The sequence below is a fragment of the Paenibacillus sp. genome, from assembly GCF_048976745.1.
Taxonomy (GTDB): domain Bacteria; phylum Bacillota; class Bacilli; order Paenibacillales; family Paenibacillaceae; genus Paenibacillus.
In genome coordinates this window covers 1-25,684 of record NZ_JBHGUU010000013.1, presented here as the reverse complement: position 1 = coordinate 25,684, position 25,684 = coordinate 1, and the positions used below count along the sequence as shown (strand labels likewise).

The window sequence follows — 25,684 nt, the reverse complement described above, 5'->3', positions numbered from 1 at the left end:
TTATACAGCCTCCACAGGCCATGGCAGTGGATTGTCGAAATGACCCCAGTTGGCCAGCATTTCTTCATCACTGAGCAGACACTGGTCCAGCTCGTCTTCAATGCTGGCACGCTCCATGTCGATCCCGATCATGACCAGCTCCGTCTGGCGATCTCCCCACTGGGCATCCCATTTCTCCAGCACATCCGGCTCGTTACGTAAAATCTCTTCCTTGTCCGCTTCCGGCAACGCCGCGACCCAATGTCCCGCAGGACCGAACTGAATGGATGGACCCGCTTGACTGAGACTTGCAGCAACATCCCCATCAGCCGCAAGCCATACCAAGCCTTTGGCACGTACCACTTCTTCCGGCCAGTAACTCATGAATTCAGCCAGACGGGAAGGATGGAATGGTTTTCTGCGGCGATAGACAAAGGAAGCAATACCATATTCCTCCGTTTCCGGCGTATGCGATTCCTTCTCCAATTCCTGAATCCAACCAGCGGACATGCTCACTTTCTCGAAATCAAAGCGGCCTGTATTCAGAATCTCGGACGGATTCACCTGTCCATTCTCCGTGCGAATGATCTTGGCGTTAGGCTGTAACCTGCGAATAATGCCTTCAAGCTTGTTCAGCTCATCGTCATCGACCAGATCACATTTGTTGAGCAACAACACATCACATGTCTCAATCTGATCGATCAACAAATCTACGACGTCACGCGTGTCCTCAACTCCAGTCGCCTGGTTACGATCCAATAGACTCTGCCCTGATCCAAAATCATGCCAGAAACGATTGGCATCCACTACTGTTACCAGACAATCCAATCGGGCTAAACTTGTCAGATCAATACCCGACTCCTCATTGGCGTATGTAAAGGTCTGTGCAACGGGAACAGGTTCACTGATTCCAGTGGATTCGATCAAAATATAGTCATACTTGCCTTCGTTCACCAGCTTCTCAATCTCCTGCATCAGATCATCCCGCAAGGTGCAGCAGATACAGCCGTTCGACAACTCCACCAGCTTCTCTTCGGTACGAGACAAGGTTGCCTCCCCCTTAACCAGCGCAGCATCAATATTCACCTCACTCATGTCGTTGACGATTACAGCAACTTTGAGCCCCTGTCTGTTGTTCAACACATGATTCAAAACCGTCGTTTTCCCTGAACCGAGGTAACCACTCAGTACGGTTACCGGAACTTGCTTTTGTGTCATAGATCTCTACTCCTTATATGTGCAGTCTGTGTAATCCAGATTTAATAGTAATTATTACGATTAACAACAATGACTATAATCCTGTTAGACGGTCGTTGTCAAACTATTTTTGATATAACCTTGCAAAAAAAACAAAAAAGGCTGATGACTTCCCCCGCTCTTTCGCATCCTGAGGATGCGTTCTGGCAAGAAGTGAGTCATAAACCTCCTCTGTATATATTCGCAATACATGCGGGATAGGCTAGAAAGCGGACTGGGGATAACAGCGATCGGAAGGTAGTTCTGTCATCGGAGTGATCCCTATAAATGCTCTTTAGTTCAATCTATACAGACACCATAGATGCAGCCTTATTCCCCGCTTCCATCCGTTGCCTGAACACCAATACCAGAATCATCGCTGCAACAGACAGCAATGTGCAGATCATGAACATGGTCGAATATGAACTCACCTGCACAATGAACCCCATCGCCAGTCCACCCAGAGAGAATCCCAGGTCATAGGAGGACATGAATATCCCCATGAGTACATATCTGGAATCCGCAGGCAGCACAAAAGACAGATAGGTGGTTAATGTCGGGTACAACAATGCCAGGGCAAAACCGCTGAACACTGCAGAAAGATACACCAGTGGCCCGATGGTCTCCAGTAGACTGAGCAACTGGGTTCCCAATGCAGCACACAGCATTAACCCTGCCATCAGCCAGGTATTCCAGCTGCCGTCAGACGGAATTTTTTTACGCAAAACAAACCTGCACATAATCACAACCAATCCCTGAATTGTCAGAAATACGCCTGCACTCGCCATACCAGTGGATACCATATACAGGGGAAGGAAGGTCGCTGTTGCCCCAAACACGCAGGACGCAAACAGCATCACCACGCTGCTGATCAACAATGGCGTACTGCGCCAGATGCCGCCGAATGAACGCAGCATGTCGCGCAAGGTATACGATTTGTTCTGCACCGTACTCCGGGGCAGATCCACATTGTACCCAATCAGGAGTGGCAAAGCTGCCAGTCCGATCATCAGCAACGTAAATGCCAGATCACTGGCATTTTCCCAGATTTGGATGGCGAGGATCGGAATGACGAGAGAAGGAACCATCGTAAACAAGGTGTACATGGACAGCCCTTGTGCCCGGTCTTTGTCCTCCAGCTTTTCCACAATGCCCGCCTGCATCGTCATGGAGAAAAAGGCCGTAGCCACCCCCTGCATGGCCCGCAACCACAGATACGTCTCCACACCGAAAACAACAAATAACAGCAGCGTGCCCGCATGCAAAAGCAATAACCATTGCATCACTCGAAGTGGCCCATGCTTACCCAGCAGCTGCGCTGCAAAAGGTCTCAAAAGCATACAGGTGAACATGTATGCCCCCATCATCAGACCAATCTCAGCCTGGTTCAGTCCGGCGGCCTCGCTTCGCAAAGGCAGAATAATCGTCAAAGCTGAATTTGCTGCAAAAAACAAAAAGGCGAGCATATAAAACCGGATAAACGAAAAGGATACCGGATTTAATTTTCCATCAGATGTTCCCGTTACAGAAGACTTCAAACGTTCGTCCCCACTTTCTCTTCTGGCTATCAACTCACCGATGCACCTGTCACGGGCCTACGCCGTTCATAGGCAACAACGATCATTACCGCTCCTAGGATAGCACACATCATGTACATAAATGAATAGGAAGAGAAGTCAGCAACGGGTCCCATGATCACACCACCCAGAGAAATCCCCAGGTCCGCCATCGCGATGAATAACCCGATCAGGACGTTCCGATTCAGCTTAGGCAGTACAAAAGATAAATAGGTCGTGAGTGTCGGATACAGGATGGCCTGACCGATTCCCATAAATACAGCGCCCACATAGAAAAAGAGCACCCCGCCTGTCACGGCAAAACTGACACATTGGGCAGCTACGGCAAGCAGACACATGGTACCCATCATGAAAGGAGAATGCCAACTGCCATCAGAAGGAATCCTTTTCCGGAGCATGATTCGAGCCAGCACCACCGTTCCTGCCTGAAGCATCAGATATACGCCGGCATTCCCGTTGGGTACCTGGCTGGCGTACAGCGGAATGAAGGTTGTAATCGCGCCAAATACAACGGAAGCAGAGAGCATTAACACACTGCACCGAAATAAATGTGGATTCTTCACCAACTGCCCAAAGGATTCCCACATGCTCACATGCTGCTCCGATGGATCCACAGCAGGCTGCTCCTTGTTTGGTTCCATTTTGGCGGTATATCCGAAGACACCTGTACAGACGGCAATGCCGATCAGAACCACTGTAAAATAATCCATGCCTCCCGCCTGCCATATCCCTAATGCAAGCACAGGTCCCATGATCCCCGGTATATAACTGAATAGCGAATAATACGAAATCCCCTGTGACCGATCCTTCTCTGGAAGGGCATCAATAATGCCAATCTGCAAAGCCATCGAAAAAAACGCTGTCGATACCCCCTGCAAAATACGAGCAACCAAAAAACCATCAAGTCCCGTAAAGGTATATAAAATCAGCGCAAATCCATTGATAATCAGAATCAGGCGTAATATTTTGATGGGTCCGTGCTTTTGAATAATCCGACCGGCCCATGGTCTGAAGAACATCGTTGTGAACATATAAGCACCCATGATAAGTCCGATCGTTGTACCACTCGCACCCAAGGACTCGCCTTGCAATGGGATGATCACGTTAAGAATGGCATTAGCACTGAAATATAGAAGAACCAATAGGTACAAGCGTAGAAAAGGCCAAGACATCGCTCCACTCACAATGGGTGTTCCCCCTAAAATGGTATTAAATGCTTCAATAATTTCTTTGCATACTCTGACTGAACATTCTTTAGCTGCCCAATAGGAACGATCTCTACAACCTGCCCCTCTCTGAAAATAATTACCCGGTCGCAAATATAAGCTGCCGCCTGTATATCATGCGTGATAAAGACATAGCTCAACTTGTATATATCCTTCAGCTCTTTCAACAATTGCAGCACCTGAATCTGAACAGACACATCCAGTGAACTGATCGCTTCATCAAACACGATACATTTAGGGGCTGTCGAGATTGCTCTTGCAATGCACACTCTCTGAGCCTCGCCGCCGGATAGTTCATGCGGATATTTGGATCTATAAGAAGGGTCCAGTCCAACTTGGTTCAGCAACAGATCCACTTTCTCTGAGCCCTCCAGATCCTTTCGCAGCTTTTGCTGCGCTTGCATCGGTTCCATAATGGCAGCTTCCACCGTAAGAAACGGATTGATCGAGGACGTATAATTTTGAAAAACCGCGCTGAGATTGCCCATCCGTACACGTCGATCCTGTAAATCTTTCCCATCGAGCGAGATCGTTCCACGATCCGGTCGTTCAATGCCCAGAATCAGACGGCCCAACGTAGATTTACCGCTTCCGCTTTCACCGATGATACCGAGACACTCACCCTGCTGGCATTCAAAGGTAACCTGTTTCAAAACTTGTTGTTTGTGCTTGGAGAACAGTCCGCCTTGCTTATATGATTTTTCAATACCTTCCACCTTTAACATCTATAGATCCTCCTGCATCAACGCCTTAAAATGATTGCTCAGCTCCAGCCGGGTAGAGACCAGATACTGCGTATAGGCATGCTTCGGCTCTGTCAAAACGGATCTCATACTGCCGCGCTCTACGATGTTTCCGTCTTTCATGACCATCACGTCATCTGCAATCTTCTGGACGACGCCGAGATCATGGGAGATGAACATCATGGAACAGCCCATGCGTTCGCGTAATTGAATCAATTGCTCCACCACTTCATATTGAGAGATCGTATCCAGTGCCGTTGTTGGCTCATCCGCAATAATCAGATCAGGCTCCAGCACCAATGCCAGTGCAATCATGATTCGTTGCAGCATGCCACCGGACAGTTGATGTGGATATTGATTCAGAATCTCGCGTGGATGTCTGAGCATGACACTTTCCATGGCATGCATGATTTTTCGTTCAATGTCGCGGGTATTCCAGCCAAAATGCTGCCGAAGTGTCTCCCGGATATGTACACCAATGACACAGGAAGGATCGAATGCACTCATGCCATTTTGCAAAATCATACACAGCTGTTTACCCCGCTTACGACGCATCTCCAGTTCCGAAAGCTGGTTCAGGTCTTCGCCCTGAAATAACATCCTGCCCGATTGGCGAATCCATGGCTTGTTCAATCGCATCAGTGCCCTGCATGTGACGGACTTTCCGCTTCCACTTTCCCCGACGATGGCCATACAACTTCCCTGCCTGACTTGAAATGAACTATTATGAATGATCACTTTGCCTGTATTGGTGTCCCATACTTTCAATTGTTCAACCTCGACTATATTCATAAGCGGTCTTTCTCACCTCACTTTCGTAAGACTTGTCAGACTTGCCTTGAGAGTTCATCAATTTGGGGTCCAGAGCCACTTGAAGCGCATCCGATAGAAAATTAAAAGCAGACACGACCACCACAATAGCCAGTCCCGGTGCCAACATCAATTCAGGTCTGGAGAACATAACTTCCCTCGCCTCATTGAGCATCATGCCCCACTCTGCATGCGGAGCCTGAATGCCAAGCCCCAGAAAGGAAAGGCCGGAGATCTGCAGCATCATTGAACACATGGAACCACTCGCAATGACGGCAATATCGGCAAAGGCAACCGGAACAATATGTTTCATTACGATTCTCAGATTGGGCGTGCCGGTAGCTTTGGCGAATTTCACATAATCCATATCAGAGAACTGCATCACAGAGGTGCGAATAACGCGGGCAAACCAGGCCCATTTCATGCAGACAAAGGCAATCAAAATATTCTCCAGTCCTGCACCCAAGATGCCGACCACTGCCAGTGTCATCACGTATCCGGGAAAAGACAGCATTATGTCACAGACCCTCATGATCCAAGCATCGACGTTCCCCTTGAAGTAACCCGCGATGAATCCAACAATGGCCCCGATCAGAACAGACAGCGTTAACGCAACCAGAACCCATAACACACTTGGACGGATGCCATAGATAAGCCGGGATAATACACATCTGCCCAGATGATCATTGCCTAATAGATACTCCCAGGACGAAGAAGCATAACGAAGCTTCATATTCACTTGCCCAGGGTCATGCGGTGCAATGAGAGGGGCCAGAATGCCCACCATAAGCGTGACGATAATCACCACCAAAGAGGTCATTGCAAGCTTGTCTTTGCTCCAATTTTTCAGTATTCGCATCAGAATTCCTTTCTCAACCGGGGATTCATCGCCGCGTTAATGATGTCGGATAACGTGTTAAACAAGACAAAGGTGACAGCCAACATCAGAACATACCCCTGAATAATGGGAAAATCCCTGCTTAAAATGGATCTTACGCTGAGCCTCCCGAGTCCGGGCCAGGCAAATACATTTTCAATAACCACCGTACTGCCCAGCACAATCGGGATCGCCATGCAAAAGATGGATACAGCCACCTGTAAGGAATTTCTTAGAATATGCAGGGTTACTTTTCTCTCGCTCAGACCGCTTGCCCGTGCATATAACACATAGTCCTCATTCATATTGCTCAGCATGGAACTTCGCACTGTTCGAAAATAAATGCCTGTATAACTCACCGTGATCACAATCACCGGCAGAATGTAGCTTCGATACGAGTCCATGCCACTGGTAGGCAGCAGATCCAGCTTGACGGAAAAATACCAGATCATCATGGCTGCGAGCCAGTAGGATGGCATGGCTGTGAGGAAAAAGGAAATGCCTCTAACCGATCGATCCAGCAGCTTGCCTTCTCTCATGGCACAGATCACACCCAGCAGGATGGACAGCGCAATAATAAATATCGATGAGACGAGCGTTAACTTTAATGTGTTCATAAAAGCCGGCCCCATCAATGACCATACGGGTTCACCCGATACATATGAGTTGCCAAAGTCCAACTGTAAAACAGCCATGAGCCAGTTCGCATACTGGATCATGAACGGCTGATCAAACCCTAATGCCCGGTTGGTCTGGGCGATCAGTTCATCCGTAATCTGCGGAACTTCCTGTGCCTGTAACACAACAACGGCCGGTTCCAAGGGAGATAGATTAATCAGAACAAACGTTATAAATGAAATGATAATCAATAAAGGGATGGTTAACAGAATCCTTTTGACGATATAACTTCCCATATCCATCTCCGCTCTATTTAAAATTCATTTTTTCAAAAGGTAGTTCATATTGGGTCTGCTTGAATGAGATTCCTTCGAGATTCTCGGGAGCGACTACAGTGACACGTCCGTTGGTAATTGGGATGAACACCGCTTCATCATGGACGATCTTCATAATGTCGGCATACAGGGATTGGCGAGATGCCTCATCTGTGGAGACCATGACCGCTTCGATTTTCTGGTACAATTCATCTGCTTCAGCAATTCCGCTTGTTGTATGCTTGTATGCCGAATCTGATGTAAATGCAGCGATGGTACTCTGTGGATCATAGGCCAGTCCCCAGGTTTGATTGAATAACAGATCATATTCCCCTGTGGCTCTCCGATTCGCGATGGAAGTAGACTCTTCGCCTATGATTTCAAGCTGAATCCCCAATTCTTTCATGGAATACTGGATCAATTCGGCCTGTATTTTCTGTGAAGACGAGTTGCTGTCATAATATAGTGTCATGGCTAAAGGCTGACCGTTCTTCATTCTCACCACTTGACCGTCTGCCCATGTCCAACCAGCTTGGTCCAGAAGTTTTCCGGCCAATTCCGGATCATACTCCCTTTTCTTCAGGTCCACCTTGGCATAATTGACATTGGCTGAAAATAACGTGTCCGCTACGGTTTGTGTACCATTGAAAATATCCTTACTGATCGTTTCGCGATCAATGCCAACCCAAAGTGCTTCCCGAACTGCCGTTTCCTGAACCGGACTATTCTGGCGACTGCTATTGGCTACGATCATATTCGTATTCATCGCTTCACTTCGGACCACTTGATAATCCCCGGATTCAGCCAACTGGTCCATGGCTTCCACATCAATACTGTCTGCTCCCCGGTCATCCGTGAACACAAAGTTGATTTCTCCCTTTTGTAATGCAAGGAATGTCGTTTCACCAGCCGGAAGAACTTTGGATGTGATTTTCTTGATTGCAGGTGCACCACCCCAATAGTCTTCATTGGCTTCAAACGTGGCATTTTCTTCGACTTTATGAGCAGTAAGCATATATGGTCCTGTGCCGTGGAAACCATTTACCCCGTCCTTGGTTCCTCCATCCTTGAAATCGTTGGGTGATATGAAGACATAAGGTCTGGTCATGGACAGTTCCACTAGCGCCGGATAATAGGCTTCCGACAGTGTCAGCTCCACCGTGTGTTCATCAATGACCTTTACACTTGTGATTTTGGTGGATAGCTTGATCCAGGCATGTTTTTCGGCATTGGCCTGAACGGCATCGATATTTTGTTTGACCGCCTCTGCATTGAACGGCTCCCCATCATGGAATTTCACATCTTGTCGCAGATGAAAGGTATAGGTCTTGCCATCCTTCGAGATATCCCATGATTCCGCCAGTAATGGCTTGATCCCATCAGGTGTGTTTTCCACCAGAGACTCATATACCATCCCTTGTGCAGGCATGGAGCCTGTGTACAGATGGGGGTTCATATCATTAATATCTTTGGCAGAAGCATAGATAAGCTCGGTTTGTACCTGGCTATTGGCAGGCTCCGTTTGGGTGCTCTCTTTCTCTTTTGTGCTCTGAGCGCATCCGGTTAGTAGCGCAATAGCAGACACCAGCAATAGTATGGATGTAAAAGTAGGACCTTTTTTCACAACATTTCCTCCTGATGATTAAGTTACAAGCAGACCTTGTAGGTTACATCGGACCACTCCGATTGCAGTACCATCTTCCGATCGCTGTTATCCCCAGATTTTTTTGATCCTCTTTTTCAATGAGAAAATCCGGGGATAAAGGCGACCGCTTCGCTTCTTCAGATTGGTTCTGCACTCTTCGTTATGATGTAAACATCAGGTTCAACTTGAATAATTTGAGATGTAATTAGACCCTTAAAAGTCCCGTGCAGATCATGCGGATGTCCTCGTCAAAGGATTGGATCACAAAGGCATTGGACAAGCGCTGATCCGGCTGTGCGTCAGCCACTTCCTGAATCTTCGCCTCATATCTGGCGATGAATTGATCAATCGTGGGGCAACTCACATCCAGATGTCTGGCGATGCCCTGAATGATTTTGATGCGATAGTAATCTTCCTTGGGCATCCGCGGGATGTCCAGCTCTCCTTCGCGGTTCATGAACGTTTGACGAAATGGCACTGCTGAAAAATCGAAATATTTGCCTTCCGAATCAGGTTCCGAGAATGGATCAATCAATAGTGAGGTGTACCGTATGTATAATAAATACTCTTGATGAATGACCTGCAGCTGATTGAAATTCTCGATATCCTGGCGTGATATACTCTCTAATTGAACCGGATAGTTGTCATCCGTCATGAATTGAAGCAGGTTTACTCCCTGGATATGGAGCCGGTCCGTAATATTCATAATCTCCTGCCACTGTGCCCGCATTTCTCGAATCAAAACTTGTGTAATCGGACCTTCAGGATACATCTTGTATACGTATTTCTGAATATCTGATGCTCCAAAGATGGCTTTTAATGAGAACTCGTTCATGAACAAGGGCGGGTGTACGTACAACGAAATATTTCTCGTTTCCGCTTCCAATGGAGATCGCATCACTTCCAGTGCAACACCCAAACGTTCATACACTTGGCATAGTCTGCTAACCTGTTCAGACGGGGATTGAGTGGAAGCGATATAGACCTTTTTCTTGACCCCTGTTGTGATCACATGATTGGACGGATATTCGTGCATCCAACGGGTATCTCCGAGGTAGGTAGAGAAACTGATCACTTCCGGCGCAGCATTCCGCTCTCTCATATAATGGCTCACTAGGCGATTCGAACCGAACGTTGGAGAAACCAAAATAACACATTTCAGTTGTTTGACGAATTCTCTATTCATTTGTTCCAAAACATCGATATATGCATCTGTGGTGACAGTCAAAATAAGTGTGTCCCATTCCCCCTGGATGGTGTCATATCCCTTGAACACATGATCAACGAAGCACTCACCTGCCAGCTGCTGATGCTTCTCATTTTGAATGCTGACCCGGACATGTCCATTACTCTGTTCGAGGGCTGCAAATACGGATGCTGAACGAACCGATGGTCTCCCTGCAATGCCTATGCAGCAGTTGAGATGATCTGTGAGTGTTACCGCAAGCTGAATGGATGCTGGGCCGGTTCCAAGTATCAGAATTCGCTGAAGATTGCGCATATATGCCTCCTTAATTCAAAATTCAACCTGGAGTCCATTTGGATGTACTTGAGATGTACTTGAGACCTACTTGAGACGTACTTGGATGCACTTGCATCCTATGCTTTCTGGTATAACGCTATATCGAACACATCATCCGGGCGCAGGATCTGGTCCACCAGCTTCCATTTGCTAGGGTCCGTCTCCTTCATGGGATAATTGAACAGGGACTTCAATTGGTCACCATATCTCATGGCTACAACGACCTGTGCATTCGTCAGGGCATGCAGTTGATCAAGCAACTCATATTTAGGAGCCACGGTAGAGCTGAAAATGATATGTGTTGCTTCCTGGGTATACGCCAGATTTTCCAGCAATGTTGACTCCAAACGAATCTTCAAGTCCGCGCCCAGCGTCTCCACCACCTTTTGCCCGAGTGTTATGGATTCTTCATCAATATCGATCCCGACGACCTCTGCACCTGTTCGCTTGGCGATGAGTAATGGTGTCATGGGGAATGAACCGGAACCTACCAACAACACTTTCGAATCAGGGGTGACATGGAAGCTGCCAAATTCTTTATCGATGCACTCTTCAATGTTTTTGAAATAATCGGCAATCTGCACATCCCCGTTCTCTAACTTCAATGCACGATATTTCTCCATGATCGCCACACACTGGGCTGACTTATTTCTCAACTGCCATATAAGCGAATCCAGTTCTTCAAGCTCCGTCTGCTCCAACTGTTCCCAGGCTGCCTTATTCTCCTGATTGGTCACAAAGTGGGCGTAGTCATTGATCACAGCCTCCAGCTCCGCACTATGTTGAATCGTATGATCATACTTGTTCGCAAGCTGGTTGAATTTCTCTGAAAATTCACTCAGACAAGTCTGAAAATGGACCAATGTGATCATTTCTATTCCCCCTATACGTTGTCTTGGTCTTGTATCTCATGCATTCACACCACTCCACTCCATTGGAGCATCTATGTAGGCTTTTCCCTGTGCCACGATGCCTACCGATCCCTCAATCGTAATGCCCCCAAGTTCTGTGCCATTCCAGTCGGCTATCACTTTGATCGCACCACCGGGCTGCTTGATGTACTGCGTAATCTCCCTCTGCTGGCTCCATGCAAGATAAGCTCCCACAGAAGCTGTACCTGAACCACACCCTCTCTCCCAGATCAGACTATCCAGCTCCGAAACATAGATGAGCGGGGCCATTTCTGCGGAGTGTGATTGATATAACAGGATACCGATCAGCTTATCTCCCAGTGTTAAACCCAGTAATCTTGCAAGGGTCTGTGCCCTCTTTTTCATGATATCGTCGAAGTCATCCACTTCGATCACGATATGGATGAACTCAGCGTACCGGATGATCACCAGATCCAGCTCCATGCCTTCGTAGCGAATGGTTCGCTGCTCGATCTGTCTTGGAACCGGCATGGTTACCTGGCAGTTGTATTCATTCTGCTGCTTCTTCACATGGCACATGATCAATTGATCTGTTCCGGAAACATCAAGCGCGATATCCACGCAATCCTGTTGTGCCAACCCTGCCTCAGTTGCGAGGTGTGCTGCAAGTGCCATGCAAGCATTACCACAGAACTCTCCTCCGGCCATTTGCAGATGAGCAGCAGCTTCCGGTCTCGTCGTTGGTTCAATGAATCCCACTTGCTCAGCGTAAACGTTATCATACGACATTAGACGGGTAGCAATATGACTGTATTGCTCGGCTGCATGAACCGTTTTAACCAGAATCGTCATGTTTTGAGTGGGACTGAACTTGATAAAATCGATCTCCTGTTTCATCGCAGTAGCTACTCCTGTTCTTATTTTGTTATCTAATAGTAATTATTACGATTAAAGGTCGAGAAAAATATAGCACATCCATTTGGGAAGCGTCAACAAATATTTCCATTTCAAAAAAACTGCACCTCATTCGCTCCTTCATCCCCTCCTGTAAGCAAAACCAAACAGAGCTGACGCTTATGCGCCAGCCCTAGCCATACCTACACCATCTGATAAGGTTCAACAATTCGTCATCCCTACCTCTCTCTTGCTACAAAAAGAAATACGAAAAACGGTTGCCGCAGAGCGGAACCGTTTCGATCTGGATATGATCCAGAGGCTCACTGTACCTATCCCTCCTGTTGTGCTTGGACATGGTGCAGTGCCTGTTCAGCCAGTGCAGCCAGGAGATGTGCTCCGAGCGGCAATGCCCGTTCATCCACATCAAAGCCTGGGTGATGCCACTCATTCGGGCCAGAGGTGCCCAGGAAGAGGAACAGGCCCGGAACTTCTTTTTGATAAAAAGAGAAGTCCTCACCTGCTGGAGAAGGCAGCGGTCTAACGCTATTCAGCCCAATCTGACCTGCGACTTGTTCCGCCGCAGATGCGAGAGCTTCATCGTTGACCACGGCAGGTGGTCCCTGAATCCAGCGAACCGTAGCCCGTGTGCCATAAGCTGCCGCCACGCCGGCGACTACCTGATTGAAACGTTCACGAATCCGTGCACGCACTTTCTCATCAAAGGTACGCACTGTGCCATCAAGGATCGCTTCATCCGGAATGACATTCCAGGCTGTACCGCTGTGGAGCTTGGTAACGCTGATTACAGCACTCTCCTGTGCTCCTACATTACGACTCACAATCGCCTGAAGAGCGGTAACGATATGTGCGGCAACCACAATCGGATCAATGCCTGCTTCGGGTACGGCCGCATGGGTGCCTACCCCTTCCACTTTGACAACAAAACCGTCTGCCGCCGCCATCAATGCACCTTCCCGAATGCCCACAGTACCTACTTGGAGATCAGGCTTGTTATGCAAACCAAATACGGCCCGAACATCGGACAATGCGCCGCTCTGGATCACTTGCCGAGCACCCGTTGCTTTTTCCTCCGACGGCTGGAACAACAAGCGTACTTTCCCAGGAAGCGTGGACTCGCGCTGTTTCAGTAATCGTGCAGCACCAATGAGAATAGCGGTATGTGCATCATGTCCACAGGCGTGCATCTTCCCAGCCACCTGCGAGGCAAATTCCAGCTTTGTCTCTTCCTGAATGGGCAGCGCATCAATATCCGCTCTTAGGGCAACCACAGGGCCGTCCCCTTGACCTACTTCAGCGACTAACCCTGTCCGCAGCACATATTCGTCTGCAATACGGACGCCTTCCTCTTCCAGCCAACTGCGGATGGCTGCCGTCGTCTCCCTTTCCTCGCCGGACAACTCGGGATACCGATGCAGGTGTCGCCGAATAGTGATTAAACGTTCCGCGAATTCTTCCGCCCGCTCACCATGAATTTCATGCTTGGGGCCCTGTACTTGTTGCTCAGAATGCTTCTTGGGCTGTTCCAGATCACTTTTCATCACATGGCCTCCCATTCGTACATATTCACTGTCCTAATTCTATCCGATTGCGGCTTCCTGTTCCTTGGATTCCAGTGCAAATTCGCTTAATCCCTGCTCTGCCAGAATTTCACGCAACAGTTCGAATGAACGAATCCGCTTGGCAAAGTCCCGTGTCGCTGTAGTCACAATGAACTCATCCACGGCAAAATCCTGCTGGAATTTCAGCAGTGCCTGACCTACGGTTTCTTTTGTACCCCGGGTCACGCTTGGTTCAAGAATTTCAAGTCGGTACTTTTCGTTCGATTGACGTCCGAATTCTTCCGCCTGTTCCACAGAACCAACCGTCAGCACCTTACCACTCTCCAGATGGATCTTCACCAGCATATGCTCACTCGCAAGTCCTTCCGCTTCTTCCTCACTCTCAGCCACAATCAGGGATATCGCCAGTGCAGCGTAAGGCTCCCGCCCCGGGGAACGATTGAATTGTTCACGATATACACGGATGGCCTCAAGCGCGACCTCGATATTACTGTTAATGAACAGGGAAAAGACATATGGTAGTCCCAGTTCCGCAGCCATACCTGCACTATCAACACTGGCTCCAAGCACGTACAGCTCCGCTGGAATGTCGGACACAGGCGAAGCAGTGAGCCCAGCAAGTGCATGAGCTGAATCTGGATGTGGTTCATTATGGATGTATCGTTTTACCTGAACAATTTTCTCTTGCAGAGATGCCGCATCCTGAATACCTTCCTGTAACGCCTGTGTCGAACGAGGTAAACCACCCGGCGCACGACCAATACCCAGGTCAACTCTTCCTGGTCCGAGTGCTGCGAGGATATTGAAATTCTCGGCGACTTTGTATGGACTGTAATGCTGGAGCATCACTCCGCCAGACCCCAGACGAATGCGCTTTGTATGTGCAAGCAAGTGGGAGATGAGTACCTCCGGGGAAGAACCTGCAACATGCCCGGAATCATGGTGCTCCGATACCCAGAACCGATGGAATCCAAGCTGCTCAGCCCGCTGTGCCAGCTCAATCGTATGCCGAAAAGCATCCACCGCCGTTTCCCCTTCATAGATTGGGGTCTGATCCAAAATGCCCACACGAATACTCATATCCTTCTCCTCCTTGATTGTGCTGAACCGCTGTTCTTACATAACACTCTATAACTGTCGCAGCAGTTCCCCGAAGGGCTCTGCCAATGGCGAATATTCTTCCTTTAACGTGACAACGCTGATCTGCAACGATACACCTGCCACCTCATGTACCTGAATGGGGAATAACTCCTGATTCTGCACTTCCTTCTTCACCGTGAGTCCCGGGAGAAAAGCAATGCCTGCCCCTTGCATAACCAGTTTCTTCGCTGTCTCCGAATTATCCACATGATATGTAATATTCGGCGGATGTTCCAGCGAGTCGAAAGCCCGGTGAATGCGAAGCCAGTCCAGTGAACCACATTCGAAAAAGACCAGTTGCTCGTGCCGGATTGCTTCCATGCTGACATGCCCGCTCTCAATGAATGGATGTCCTTTGTACACATAGAGCTGGATCGGATCTTCATAAAAAGCAACCGTACGGATCGCAGGATGCATGACCTTGCGTACAAAAGCAAGATCGATCTCCTGACCAAGCAATTTGGCAATCAGCTGATCCGTCGTTGCCGTCGTCAATTTGATATTAATCTCGGGGTAAGCTTCCTTGATCTTGGGTAGAAAATCGGGAATGACATAATTCGATACCGATACGGTACTACCCAGTCGAAGCGCATCCGGTGTTGTACGGCGCTGCTGAATCTTCTGTTTGCCCTTCTGAATCACTTGCAGCACTTGCTGCGCATATGGCAGGAATTTCCGACCTTCTTCTGTCAGCACGATTTGCTTGCCAAGCCGATCAAACAACTTGCAGCCCAGCTCCCTTTCCAGTGACTGAATGCGAGCTGTGACCGAAGGTTGGGACAAGAAGAGTACTTCGGCAGCCTTATTGAAGCTTCCATAATGATTGATATATACAAATGCTTCAATATTCTCGATATTCATGAGCGCCTCCGTATCCACGTCCGCAGACGATTGATCTTATATTGATTTATCCAATGAACTTACTTGGTTTTATGATATCGTAATGCCATCCTTTTCCAGTGTCAATATCAATTCATCCAGTGAGCGATCCAGACGGGTTGTAACATCCGCCGAAAGTATGAATTGTCCATCATCCAGTCGTTCGATTCCTTGGTCCACAGCATATACGCCTCCCAGGATATGTCTTCCACCTAGTGCTGCCAGTACAGGCTTCAATGCATAATCAATGGCGAGCAGATGAGCAATGGAGCCACCGATAACGAGTGGAAGTGACAACTTACCCCGTAACCCTTCTTGCGGAATCAGGTCCAGGAACAGCTTGAGTACTCCCGAGTACGATGCCTTGTATACCGGTGTAGCTACAATGACTGCATCAGCCGCTTCCACGACAGCAAGTGCATCACGAAGGAATGAACTGTCGAATCGGGCTTGAACCAGGTCTTCAGCCGGCAGATCCGCAACGTGAATGACTTCAACGGTAACGCCTGCTTCCGTTAATTTCTGACTACTGTAATCCGTCAGACCTGTCAAACGCGAACGTTTGGAAGGTGATCCGGCAATAATGACAACATGTGACATCAGTTATTCCTCCTCAAGCGTAAACGGCTGTCGCCGACCTCTGGTGGCACAGCTACCGTTTCGCAGTGAAATATAAAAATGGATAGGGTGAAATTTATGAATTCTTATATTTTGGTATGGCGGTCAGGCCGCTCCTTTTACTTTGGGGTCCAACCGATCGCGAATATCGTCTCCAATCAGATTAACCGCCAGTACAAACAACGTGATCGCCAGCCCCGGGAACGTACAGATCCACCAGGCAACCGTCAGATAACCTCTACCTTGTGAGAGCAATGCACCCCAATCCGGAATTTCCTTCAGTACCCCAAGTCCAAGAAAACTGAGGCCGGAACCCGTCAAGATCGACGTACCTACGCCCAGCGTAGCCATAACCAGCAACGGTGACAACGAATGTGGCAGTACATGTTTCCAGAAAATACGGGTATTGGAACCGCCCAGTGAACGTGTCGCTGTGATGAAAGGCAGTCCTTTAACCGATATGACCTGCCCACGCATGACCCGTGCGTATCCCGGAATGGAGGAAACGGCAACAGCCAGTGCAATATTCATCAGTCCTGGCCCGAGAGCAGCTGCAACAGATAATGCCAGGAGCACCCCGGGTACCGCCATCAGAATATCAACAGCCCGCATGGTGATTGTGTCGACAATGCCTCCGGCATAACCGGAGATAATTCCAAGCGCACTACCGACAATACCGCCCACAAGAACCGAAGCGAATCCAATGAGCAACGAATCCCTGCTTCCATGCACGACCACACTGAAGATATCCCTGCCAAAATAGTCCGTCCCGAACAGGTGCGCAGCAGAAGGAGCCTGCAGAATGGCATCCGTCATCATCTGAGTTGGATCATAGGGCGCAATCCAGCCTGGCACAATCGCACATGCCACGGTAAAGACCACCACCAGCAATGCTGCATAAAAGAAAAATCGGGATACCGCGAATGAGACGCGATAACGCCAAGGGCGGCGATTCCACAGACGGATACGTCCTACACTGCCCGCCCATGCTTTTTTGTCACCAGCCAAAGGTTTCATGCTCATGAGCTACAACGCCTCCTTCCATACTCCGTATCAGGACACTTCCGACTGTTCCAGCGGTCATTATGTTCGGACTGCACGCCGAACCCGGGGATCAATATACGAATACGAGATGTCCACCAACAGGTTCAAGACAACATAGATAATGGATGTGAAAAAGACGACACCTTGCACCACCGGCAGATCCTTGGCCATTAGCGCATCTGCAATAATTCGGCCGATTCCCTGTCTGGAGAAGACGGTCTCCACCACAACCGTTCCAGCAAGCAGATCACCGATCAGCATGCCGATTACTGTTACAGCAGGGATTAGCGCATTACGCAGTGCATGACCATACATGATAGCTCGTTCCGAAAGTCCTTTGGCCCGTAAGGCCACGATAAACGGTTCATTGATCACTTCCAGCATGCTGTTCCGCACCATTCGTACGATAAATCCTGCACCCACGAGACCGAGTGTGGCTGCAGGAAGAACCAGTGAGCTGAATCCGTCGGACCCCATCGCCGGGAACCAGCCCAGCTGTACCGAGAATAACAGGATGAGCAGGATCCCCGTCCAGAAGGTTGGCATGGAGATACCGAATAGTCCAACGAGCCGGGCGACGAAATCAATTACGCCATTGCGATGAATGGCAGACAATACACCGAGTGTAATTCCGATTGTAATGGCAATGATTGAGCTGAGAGCAGTCAGAGCCAGTGTAGCTGGAAAATGTTCCAGTATCTTCGGCAAGACCGGATCCGAATTGATCATGGATTTGCCAAAATCCCCACGCAGCATATCGCCGAAATAATTCGCAAACTGGATGTAAAACGGCTGATCCAATCCAAGCTGCACCCGCAGATTTTCAATCATCTCCGGGGTAGCCGAGGATGGGTCCAGCATGAGCAGAACCGGATCACCCGGCAGGAGATACATGATGCAGTACACCAGCACCGAAGCTCCGAATATAACCAGAAGCGATGTTGCAAGTCTCGACAGTATCGTTTGAACCATACCGGGATATCTCCTTCCTGTATCTGGATTGGTCGTTACTATAGTGCGTGTTCAAAAAGACCAGTTTTCAGTACCGAGAAGATGGAATGAAGCTAGAAATGGAGTAGCGGAGCGTAGGAAACTACGTGAGCAACGGACATTTCGGCTGAATTTCATATTCGATGCTGATCATGCCATTAGGCATGACTCGTAATCAAAAGTGGACTTTTTGAACAACCTCTGTTAGGGCTGAATGCGGACGTCGTTGAAGAGCGGATAGCCCAGTGAATCGAACTTGATGCCTTCGACCTTTTTGGATGCTGCGACCGTATATGGGAATACATAGATCGGCAAAATGACCGCTTGCTCAATCAGGTATTGTTGAATCTGATTGTAGATCTCGACACGTTTATCCGGGTGACTCTCCACGGCCCCCTGCTCCAGCAGTTCATCGATCTTCGGATCAGACAAACCGGATAAGGTCGGACGCTGCCCCTCTGCACTCGTATGATAAAAGGCGTACAAGGCATTTGGATCGGAATTGACCTGGCTATTGCCATAGAGATCATAATCCCAGTTCTGATAAATGACCGTTGCAACGTCTTTGGTAATTTCCACTTCAACGGCGATGCCTACCTGTTTCAACTGTTGCTGAATAATGGCGGCAATGTCATTACGTTTCTCCCGATTGGGCGAACCATCGACATAACGCAGGGTGAGCTTCTGGCCGTCTTTGGCACGAATACCGTCAGCACCTTTCACCCAGCCTTGTTCGTCCAGTAGCTGATTGGCTTTGTTGATGTCCGGGTTGATGCTTCCTTCCAACGATGCATCATAACCCAGGATTCCAGGAGAAAGTGCAGACCACGCTCGTTCGTAGTTGCCCAGATACAATGTTTTCACAATTGATTCCACATCTACGGCAGATTGTACCGCCTGTCTTACTTTCACATCATCCCAAGGCGCTTTGCGCAGATTGAAAAAGAGTGTGTACGGCAACCCAACCGTATTGGCCTGCAACAATTGCTGGTTCGGATCGTTCTTTAATGCAGCGATATTTTGCGGCGGAACAGTCTCGGCAGCGAGTACCTGACCACTCTGAACACTTCCGATACGCGTCGCTTCTTCCGGTACGATCTTAAATGTGATCGTATCCACATGAGGTGCGGCTTTATTTTCAACCGTCTCAGGTCCCCAGTTGTAATCCTTGTTTTTGGCAACGACGATATCCGCATTTTCATCCCATTTCACAAAGGTATACGGACCTGTGCCCACCGGATTTTTACCCAGCTGATCACCATATTTTTGGGCAGCTGTAGGGGATACGATCCCCAGAAGTGCCTGACTCAGATTGCCGAGAAAAGCTTGCGATGGTGAATCCAGATTCACCTTGATGGTATATTCATCAATGACCTCGGAGGAGCTATAGGGTCTAATCAGGGCTAAAGAATTGGCAGCTTTGGTGGCCGGATCAATCACTCGGTCCAGATTGTATTTGACGGCTTCCGCATTAAACGGTGTACCATCGTGGAATTTCACGCCTTCACGCAGCTTGAACGTATAACTCTTGCCGTCCTCGGATACGCTCCATTCCGTAGCAAGCCAAGGTTTGATGGAACCGTCAGGCAGCTGCACGACCAGATTATCGTAGATCGTCCGGATCGCACGTACAGCTACGGCAAGCCCACTGCGATGAGGGTCCAGCGAATCCGGGGAAGTCGCGAGTGCAAAAGTCAGGTTGCCTCCTTCCGCTTGCCCGGCCTGACCCCCGCCTGATGCCTGTGCTGAACCATTCGTGTTGCCTCCCGCCGCGGCTCCGCAACCGGATAATACCATCACCAATACTGCTGCCAATGCCATATATTTCATCCATGAGATAGACCTGTTCATATCGCTTCCCCCTCTGTGTATACAGGTGTCATTAAATTGATGCTTATACCAATAATCTATATTTCCTATGAATTAAGTCGGTTTTAAGATAGTGCAAATGGTTGAGCTCATGGCTTATAAGTTAAACGCTAGCCTTTACATGCTAACGAAGGGATCAGAACCAATCCGAAGAAGCAACGCGTTCGTGTAAATTGAATAGGGCTCATCTCAATTATGCCAAATCAGATACAACTTGCTCCCTGGCAGCTGTATAACGGTTAACCGGAATTTTCACCCCAAGGTTCCCCCGCAATGTATCGTGCTCATACTCCGTACGATAAAGGCCGCGCTCTTGCAGAATCGGAACAACCAGTTCTACGAAATCAGACAATCCACTTGGCAGTTCAGAAGCAATAATGAAACCATCTGCCGCTTCCGTCTCAAACCATTCCTGAATTTTGTCAGCGACCTGCTCCGGTGTGCCCAGGAATTTGCTGCGTGGTGTTGCTGCCCGCAGAGCCACTTCACGCAAGGTCAATCCCTGCTCCTTGGCATCCTTCTTGATCTTGTCTGTGCCACTGCGGAAACTGTTGCTTCCAATGCCGTTCAGCTCCGGGAAAGGCTCATCCAATGGATATTGGGAGAAATCATGATGTTCGAAGAAACGTCCCAGGTAATCCAATGCCTTGTCAATTGTGACCAAGCTTGCGATCTCCTGATATTTCTGTTCAGCTTCTTCCTCTGTCCGTCCAACAATAGGATTGATGCCTGGCAGAATGACAATATCCTGTGAAGAACGTCCATAGGAAGCTGCCCGCGTTTTCACATCCTTATAGAATGCCTGTGCATCTTCAATTGTATCGTGTCCGGTAAAAACAGCATCCGCTTCTTGTGCAGCCAGATTTTTGCCATCTTCCGAAGAACCTGCCTGAAAAATTACCGGCTGTCCTTGCCGTGAACGGGCAATATTGAGCGGACCCTGTACGGAGAAGAATTCTCCTTCATGATTAAGGGTGTGCAGTTTGGAAGGATCGAAGAAAACACCGCTCTCTTTGTCTCTTACAAAGGCATCATCTTCCCACGAGTCCCACAATCCTTTGGTTACCTGCAGATATTCCGTAGCGATGCGGTAACGTTCCGGATGTGTTGGATGATTACTCTTGCTGTAGTTTTTCGCTGTACCTTCCAGTGGAGAGGTCACCACGTTCCAGCCTGCACGACCGTCACTGATCTGATCAAGGGAACCGAACTGTCTGGCTACGGTGAACGGATCACTATAGGATGTCGAGAGGGTACCCACCAGTCCAATCCGTGAAGTAACGGCAGCCAAAGCGGACAGGATACTGATCGGTTCGAAGCGATTCAGGAAATGAGGAATGGATTTCTCGGTAATATACAGACCGTCTGCGATAAATACCAGATCGAACTTGCCTTCTTCCGCTTTCAGCGTCTGACGCTTGTAGAACTCAAAGTTAACGCTGGCATCTGCCTGAACTTCCGGGTGTCTCCATGTGGTATTGCTGCCTCCAACGCCGTGTACAATTGCTCCGAATTTCAAACTGCGTTTCGCTGTCATCTGCATTCCGCCTTTCTTGGATTAAAATCTTCAAATGAATGTTCAGGGGACAATCTGAACTGATTACGTATGCGAAATAACTTAAAAGTTAACTATTCCTATGAGTTTGGTTTGTTTTAATTTCACAAATCTTATCACTGCCCCGTAAAAGGGTCAACAGCGCGACTAATAGATTTTTTCTATATGTGTATTGAAGATGTGAATTAGAACTTTTTACATCTCATTAAGCGTTCAGTTATGAACGTTCCACCTGCTGTACAAATGCGATCTTGCATCATACAGCAGCCGGAACGACTTGTTCCAAGGGGTTATAACAACTCCTGTCAGACCGCTGCTGCTTCGTCCGGTTGTGCCAGAAGTTCAGCCAGCTTCTCCAGATCAGGTTCCAGCAAGGCTTCAAACTTGCCGTCCCCTCCCACTTCAATAACGGGTACATGCCGAATGCCATATTTTGCTTCAAGTACATCTCGGAGCACGTCATTCCCCTGCACTTCAATGTTCTCAAAAGGCTGGTTTCGCTCTGTCAGAAATGCTTTCACTTCCCCGCAGAAATGACAGCCTGTTTTGCTCCACAGCACGACTTTTTTGGTTGATGATGACATCGACATACCTCCTGGTAGGTTTATAAATTATGATCCGGGTGATTACATCTGGACGCCCTAGACCTTCAATTCCCATCTGTTAAATAAGAATTATGGCTATAAATGTACTCCTGCGCCCTTCATGCGTCAATGGATCTGCTAATAGAATAAACCTATAGCTAAATAGAAAGATTAAATTTTAAATTTGAAAGATGCAGCATTTAACTGGAATGAATCACTCTGCTTCAGTAGTCTAGCTACCCGCTCATATGTAATATTCGGATGCGGAATGAATCAGAGCGATTACACAGGATATCGCTGCATCTTCCATTCCGCATCATACTGCTGCTCCGGATAAACAGATCGCCTGACATTACAGATCTGGGTTAAAGAGCTGAGGTGGTGCGATAATGGGCCATCCTTCTTCCATCGAATTCAGTTGGTCCGCAGACACGCTGATCATATGCCCGGAACGTACGCCCCAACGTTCTGAGGCATAAACCGATACAAATCGTCTGCGCTTACCTCCGCTGATCTGATATCGAACCTCGGGTGCATCCACTGCGGTAACAATACTTCCTTCTGTCAAGACATGGGGAGAACCCTGAATCCCTTTGTTCTGCACCTGTTGTGCCTCCATTGGCCAGCCGTGCACTTCCCCCGCTGATATCAGTGCTTCTCCGGCAGGAATGGCGAGCAGGTCCGGTTTGGCCACCTGAACAGGAGATATTCCACGCGGTACAGGGATATTCAGCTTACGCCGCCGACCGCCAGTTAATGTATAGACATCTCCTTTGGCATCGGACAGGAACGAGCCTTCCGGGTAGAAGTCATAACTGTGTCTGAACTGTAATGCTGGATCTTGGCTGCCCTGCGTTGAAATTTGCTGACGCGGATCGATTGTGCTTGTGTCTCTATCCTCTTGTTGACCGGATAAGGTACCCGAGGTTTGTTGCTTCGCCAACCGGGATGTCTCGGCAACCAGCACATGGGGATCTCCCCACTTTTGCCTATAAAACTGTTCATTATCCTTGTTCACCACAGCAAAGTCCTGCTCCCCCAATGCTTTCATACTGACACTTCCGAAGTGGTGGATAAAAGCATCCCCGGCTACCGCTAGCTGGTATCCTGCCAGCTTCACCCGGATGATCCAGTCATCATCTTCAAAATTGCCAACCGCGTACCCTTCGTCCAGATAACCCACCCGTTCCAGCAGCTCCCGTGAGAACAGCCAGCAGAATCCGACCAGGCGATCGGTTATTCGATGTTTGTCTGCATCCGGACGATTATGTGTGGCGGCAAAAGACCACATCTCTTCTACCTCACGATACGGAACCTCAATCTGCTGATCCCCGCCAATATAGTTGGTCACCGGACCCACCACACCAATCTTTGGATCACTGGCAAGACAAGTCATCATGTTATCCAGCCAGCCCGGCGTAACCAGGGTATCGTTGTTCAGCACGATGATATGTCTTCCTCTCGCCATCATCAGCCCATGATTGACACCTCCGGCAAACCCGCGGTTCTGATCCAGGACAGCAACCCTCACCATGCCGCCTTTGCGGAGCATGGCCTTGGCAGTTCCATCCTTGGAGGCATTATCCACGACGATAATTTCGAAGGGAGCAGGTGTATGCTTTTCGATACTGGACACACATTGCAGCACATACTCCCGCTGATTGTACGTGGGAATAATGATGCTAACTCCTTCAAAAACAAGCCCAAATGAACTCTGTCCTTGGCGGACACCTTCGTCGTAACCTCTATGATAACCCTGTTTGTAGAGTCTGGCTCTAGCATTACGGCTGCTTTTACCTTTGCGTCTGGATTTCCGCGTTGAGCGACGACCTGCTGCATGCAGAACTGCCATCGCAGGTCGCGAGATATCGCGCTGTGTGGCACGGCAGACCGCTTTTTTTTCACTGCTTATGCTGCCATTCCGATTATTTTCACTGCGGCTGTTGTCACTACGAGGGCTGATATTTGGCGTGATGTTGTGATGACTGTGACCATTTCGACGGATGACGTTTCGAGCATTAACCTTGTTGCTGCGGCCATGACGTTCTTCCCTGCGCTGTTGATTAGGTGTGCTCATATATATCGCTCCCTCCATTTCCACTTGTCCGTGAGGCCAACGTGCACATAACCAGCCCCCGGACGGCCCACTAGAGTTGAAGCTCTCCTTTTACCAGTTTGTCAGCCAAATGTCCAAAATCAAAAGCGACCTTGCCGAGTTCACCTGCGATTCGCCGACACAGAATAACTGCCGGAATACCCGCTGCCACCAATGCGATATCAAAGGCATGTTCTGCGGTTAGCTGCATCACTCTCGGAATGTCCATCACTCCCGCCACAGAACCAATGATACCTGTGACATGAATCCCCCGGTCATGCAGCAGTGCCCCAAGCTCGGCAGCCTGACTGCCGATAAGCAGAACCCGCCGCCCTTGCAGCATCGGCAGCACCAAGCCGGACTGGTGCAGACTGTAATTGATCGTGGAGCTGGTCAACTTCAGCCGGGACCAGTCGATCCCGAAGTGGCGCAATACAGGGAAGAGCAACCCCTGAAATGTGGGCGCCCGCGAGATCGGGACGCCAACCCAGTCGGCGGCCTGTATGGCTTCCGCAAGCATCGCGCGGATGTCTGGCGTTGAGCATGGCACCCCTGCATAGGGCAGAAACGGTGCCAGCTCCTGCACTTCCTGGCCGGGCAGCACCGTATCGGCTGCCAGGGTGAGCAGTTCGCCATCTCCAAGGCGAACGACAGACAAGGGGCGCTGCGCATCCAGCGCCGCCACGATGTGTCCAGCCATCTCATGAGGGCTGGACAGCCGAGTCAGGCTGGGCGCGTATTGGCGGAAGCCCGCCGCGATCAGATCTGCCGCCGCCACGGCTGGCAGAATGTGATCCGGCGGGATGTGCTGCGCCACCAGCGCCTCCCCGCCGGCGAATACGCCGTCGCGGTAGCCCTCGGCGTAGCCGCCGGGCACAGCCGCCGCCTGCACTGCGTGCTCCGCAGGCGGCGGCAAGCCCTTCGCGCTGCCCGCATGCGCGGCGGCAGCGCCTCCCCGCCCCGCGGGCGCGTGGGCGACACCCTTCTGGTGTGTCGCCTGGCGCGGGGCGGGGG

General features: G+C 49.3%; 23 protein-coding genes. 1 reads left to right on the top strand and 22 read right to left on the bottom strand.

What is annotated here, in order from left to right:
* The 22 genes from ACE3K2_RS20585 to ACE3K2_RS20480 form a co-directional block, all read right to left on the bottom strand.
* Entirely contained in the window at nucleotides 1–1,197 is a 1,197-nt protein-coding gene (locus ACE3K2_RS20585; protein WP_421894384.1) for a GTP-binding protein, read from the bottom strand.
* Nucleotides 1,198–1,520: 323 nt separating this feature from the next.
* Nucleotides 1,521–2,786 carry a staphylopine family metallophore export MFS transporter CntE gene (gene cntE / locus ACE3K2_RS20580; protein WP_421894381.1) on the bottom strand — a complete coding sequence of 422 codons (1,266 nt, stop codon included), beginning with the start codon at nucleotides 2,784–2,786 and terminating at the stop codon, nucleotides 1,521–1,523.
* The gene (gene cntE / locus ACE3K2_RS20575) at nucleotides 2,783–3,976 is read right to left on the bottom strand and encodes a staphylopine family metallophore export MFS transporter CntE (RefSeq protein WP_421894379.1); all 1,194 of its coding nucleotides are present in this window, start codon (nucleotides 3,974–3,976) and stop codon (nucleotides 2,783–2,785) included. The genes cntE (ACE3K2_RS20580) and cntE (ACE3K2_RS20575) overlap by 4 nt, the downstream gene beginning before the upstream one ends.
* Nucleotides 3,977–3,990: 14 nt before the next feature.
* Nucleotides 3,991–4,743 carry an ABC transporter ATP-binding protein gene (locus ACE3K2_RS20570; protein WP_421894375.1) on the bottom strand — a complete coding sequence of 251 codons (753 nt, stop codon included), beginning with the start codon at nucleotides 4,741–4,743 and terminating at the stop codon, nucleotides 3,991–3,993.
* Nucleotides 4,744–5,553, bottom strand: a complete 810-nt coding sequence (gene cntD, locus ACE3K2_RS20565; protein WP_421894372.1) for a staphylopine uptake ABC transporter ATP-binding protein CntD — start codon at nucleotides 5,551–5,553, stop codon at nucleotides 4,744–4,746.
* A complete protein-coding gene (gene cntC, locus ACE3K2_RS20560) occupies nucleotides 5,534–6,430 on the bottom strand; it encodes a staphylopine uptake ABC transporter permease subunit CntC (protein ID WP_421894369.1) in 897 nt (298 codons plus the stop codon). Before cntC ends, cntD begins: the two co-directional genes overlap by 20 nt.
* The gene (opp1B, locus tag ACE3K2_RS20555; RefSeq protein WP_421894367.1) at nucleotides 6,430–7,362 is read right to left on the bottom strand and encodes a nickel/cobalt ABC transporter permease; all 933 of its coding nucleotides are present in this window, start codon (nucleotides 7,360–7,362) and stop codon (nucleotides 6,430–6,432) included. The genes cntC and opp1B overlap by 1 nt, the downstream gene beginning before the upstream one ends.
* Nucleotides 7,363–7,375: 13 nt before the next feature.
* Nucleotides 7,376–9,004, bottom strand: a complete 1,629-nt coding sequence (gene cntA / locus ACE3K2_RS20550) for a staphylopine-dependent metal ABC transporter substrate-binding lipoprotein (protein ID WP_421894364.1) — start codon at nucleotides 9,002–9,004, stop codon at nucleotides 7,376–7,378.
* A 226-nt stretch (nucleotides 9,005–9,230) separates the two neighbouring features.
* Entirely contained in the window at nucleotides 9,231–10,526 is a 1,296-nt protein-coding gene (locus tag ACE3K2_RS20545) for an opine metallophore biosynthesis dehydrogenase (RefSeq protein WP_421894362.1), read from the bottom strand.
* Nucleotides 10,527–10,624: 98 nt separating this feature from the next.
* Complete coding sequence (locus ACE3K2_RS20540; protein ID WP_421894359.1) at nucleotides 10,625–11,419, bottom strand: SAM-dependent methyltransferase; 795 nt, start codon at nucleotides 11,417–11,419, stop codon at nucleotides 10,625–10,627.
* Nucleotides 11,420–11,455: 36 nt separating this feature from the next.
* A complete protein-coding gene (locus ACE3K2_RS20535; protein ID WP_421894356.1) occupies nucleotides 11,456–12,316 on the bottom strand; it encodes a diaminopimelate epimerase in 861 nt (286 codons plus the stop codon).
* Between the two features lie 329 nt (nucleotides 12,317–12,645).
* On the bottom strand, nucleotides 12,646–13,875 hold the full coding sequence (locus ACE3K2_RS20530) for an amidohydrolase (RefSeq protein WP_421894353.1): 1,230 nt from the start codon (nucleotides 13,873–13,875) through the stop codon (nucleotides 12,646–12,648).
* 39 nt (nucleotides 13,876–13,914) lie between these two features.
* Nucleotides 13,915–14,976, bottom strand: a complete 1,062-nt coding sequence (locus ACE3K2_RS20525) for an LLM class flavin-dependent oxidoreductase (RefSeq protein WP_421894350.1) — start codon at nucleotides 14,974–14,976, stop codon at nucleotides 13,915–13,917.
* 48 nt (nucleotides 14,977–15,024) lie between these two features.
* Nucleotides 15,025–15,897 (bottom strand): LysR family transcriptional regulator, encoded by an 873-nt coding sequence (locus ACE3K2_RS20520; protein ID WP_339305856.1) that lies wholly within the window; start codon nucleotides 15,895–15,897, stop codon nucleotides 15,025–15,027.
* 69 nt (nucleotides 15,898–15,966) lie between these two features.
* Nucleotides 15,967–16,515 carry an NADPH-dependent FMN reductase gene (ssuE, locus tag ACE3K2_RS20515; protein ID WP_421894347.1) on the bottom strand — a complete coding sequence of 183 codons (549 nt, stop codon included), beginning with the start codon at nucleotides 16,513–16,515 and terminating at the stop codon, nucleotides 15,967–15,969.
* A gap of 123 nt (nucleotides 16,516–16,638) precedes the next feature.
* Nucleotides 16,639–17,556, bottom strand: coding sequence for an ABC transporter permease (locus ACE3K2_RS20510; protein ID WP_421894344.1), 918 nt, complete (start codon nucleotides 17,554–17,556; stop codon nucleotides 16,639–16,641).
* A 60-nt stretch (nucleotides 17,557–17,616) separates the two neighbouring features.
* Nucleotides 17,617–18,549: an ABC transporter permease gene (locus ACE3K2_RS20505; RefSeq protein WP_036605816.1), complete on the bottom strand. Its 933-nt coding sequence runs from the start codon at nucleotides 18,547–18,549 to the stop codon at nucleotides 17,617–17,619.
* 222 nt (nucleotides 18,550–18,771) lie between these two features.
* Nucleotides 18,772–20,418, bottom strand: a complete 1,647-nt coding sequence (locus tag ACE3K2_RS20500; RefSeq protein ID WP_421894340.1) for an ABC transporter substrate-binding protein — start codon at nucleotides 20,416–20,418, stop codon at nucleotides 18,772–18,774.
* Nucleotides 20,419–20,629: 211 nt separating this feature from the next.
* Nucleotides 20,630–21,973, bottom strand: coding sequence for an LLM class flavin-dependent oxidoreductase (locus tag ACE3K2_RS20495; RefSeq protein WP_339305848.1), 1,344 nt, complete (start codon nucleotides 21,971–21,973; stop codon nucleotides 20,630–20,632).
* A gap of 323 nt (nucleotides 21,974–22,296) precedes the next feature.
* Complete coding sequence (locus ACE3K2_RS20490) at nucleotides 22,297–22,575, bottom strand: glutaredoxin family protein (protein WP_253440555.1); 279 nt, start codon at nucleotides 22,573–22,575, stop codon at nucleotides 22,297–22,299.
* A 352-nt stretch (nucleotides 22,576–22,927) separates the two neighbouring features.
* Entirely contained in the window at nucleotides 22,928–24,652 is a 1,725-nt protein-coding gene (locus ACE3K2_RS20485; protein ID WP_421894335.1) for a glycosyltransferase family 2 protein, read from the bottom strand.
* Between the two features lie 70 nt (nucleotides 24,653–24,722).
* A complete protein-coding gene (locus ACE3K2_RS20480) occupies nucleotides 24,723–25,370 on the bottom strand; it encodes a GT-D fold domain-containing glycosyltransferase (RefSeq protein WP_421894525.1) in 648 nt (215 codons plus the stop codon).
* 39 nt (nucleotides 25,371–25,409) lie between these two features.
* Between ACE3K2_RS20480 and ACE3K2_RS20475 the strand changes: the two genes are divergently transcribed.
* On the top strand, nucleotides 25,410–25,684 hold a 275-nt coding region (locus ACE3K2_RS20475; protein WP_421894537.1), incomplete at its 3' end, for a hypothetical protein.

What these genes read in the sequence shown, in the direction of transcription:
- ACE3K2_RS20585 (WP_421894384.1), bottom strand. Translation starts at nt 1,197, where the DNA reads ATGACACAAAAGCAAGTTCCGGTAACCGTACTGAGTGGTTACCTCGGT.
- ACE3K2_RS20570 (WP_421894375.1), bottom strand. Translation starts at nt 4,743, where the DNA reads ATGTTAAAGGTGGAAGGTATTGAAAAATCATATAAGCAAGGCGGACTG.
- cntD (WP_421894372.1), bottom strand. Translation starts at nt 5,553, where the DNA reads ATGAATATAGTCGAGGTTGAACAATTGAAAGTATGGGACACCAATACA.
- cntC (WP_421894369.1), bottom strand. Translation starts at nt 6,430, where the DNA reads ATGCGAATACTGAAAAATTGGAGCAAAGACAAGCTTGCAATGACCTCT.
- opp1B (WP_421894367.1), bottom strand. Translation starts at nt 7,362, where the DNA reads ATGGGAAGTTATATCGTCAAAAGGATTCTGTTAACCATCCCTTTATTG.
- ACE3K2_RS20545 (WP_421894362.1), bottom strand. Translation starts at nt 10,526, where the DNA reads ATGCGCAATCTTCAGCGAATTCTGATACTTGGAACCGGCCCAGCATCC.
- ACE3K2_RS20540 (WP_421894359.1), bottom strand. Translation starts at nt 11,419, where the DNA reads ATGATCACATTGGTCCATTTTCAGACTTGTCTGAGTGAATTTTCAGAG.
- ACE3K2_RS20535 (WP_421894356.1), bottom strand. Translation starts at nt 12,316, where the DNA reads ATGAAACAGGAGATCGATTTTATCAAGTTCAGTCCCACTCAAAACATG.
- ACE3K2_RS20530 (WP_421894353.1), bottom strand. Translation starts at nt 13,875, where the DNA reads ATGAAAAGTGATCTGGAACAGCCCAAGAAGCATTCTGAGCAACAAGTA.
- ACE3K2_RS20525 (WP_421894350.1), bottom strand. Translation starts at nt 14,976, where the DNA reads ATGAGTATTCGTGTGGGCATTTTGGATCAGACCCCAATCTATGAAGGG.
- ACE3K2_RS20520 (WP_339305856.1), bottom strand. Translation starts at nt 15,897, where the DNA reads ATGAATATCGAGAATATTGAAGCATTTGTATATATCAATCATTATGGA.
- ssuE (WP_421894347.1), bottom strand. Translation starts at nt 16,515, where the DNA reads ATGTCACATGTTGTCATTATTGCCGGATCACCTTCCAAACGTTCGCGT.
- ACE3K2_RS20510 (WP_421894344.1), bottom strand. Translation starts at nt 17,556, where the DNA reads ATGAGCATGAAACCTTTGGCTGGTGACAAAAAAGCATGGGCGGGCAGT.
- ACE3K2_RS20505 (WP_036605816.1), bottom strand. Translation starts at nt 18,549, where the DNA reads ATGGTTCAAACGATACTGTCGAGACTTGCAACATCGCTTCTGGTTATA.
- ACE3K2_RS20500 (WP_421894340.1), bottom strand. Translation starts at nt 20,418, where the DNA reads ATGAACAGGTCTATCTCATGGATGAAATATATGGCATTGGCAGCAGTA.
- ACE3K2_RS20495 (WP_339305848.1), bottom strand. Translation starts at nt 21,973, where the DNA reads ATGACAGCGAAACGCAGTTTGAAATTCGGAGCAATTGTACACGGCGTT.
- ACE3K2_RS20490 (WP_253440555.1), bottom strand. Translation starts at nt 22,575, where the DNA reads ATGTCATCATCAACCAAAAAAGTCGTGCTGTGGAGCAAAACAGGCTGT.
- ACE3K2_RS20485 (WP_421894335.1), bottom strand. Translation starts at nt 24,652, where the DNA reads ATGAGCACACCTAATCAACAGCGCAGGGAAGAACGTCATGGCCGCAGC.
- ACE3K2_RS20480 (WP_421894525.1), bottom strand. Translation starts at nt 25,370, where the DNA reads ATGGCTGGACACATCGTGGCGGCGCTGGATGCGCAGCGCCCCTTGTCT.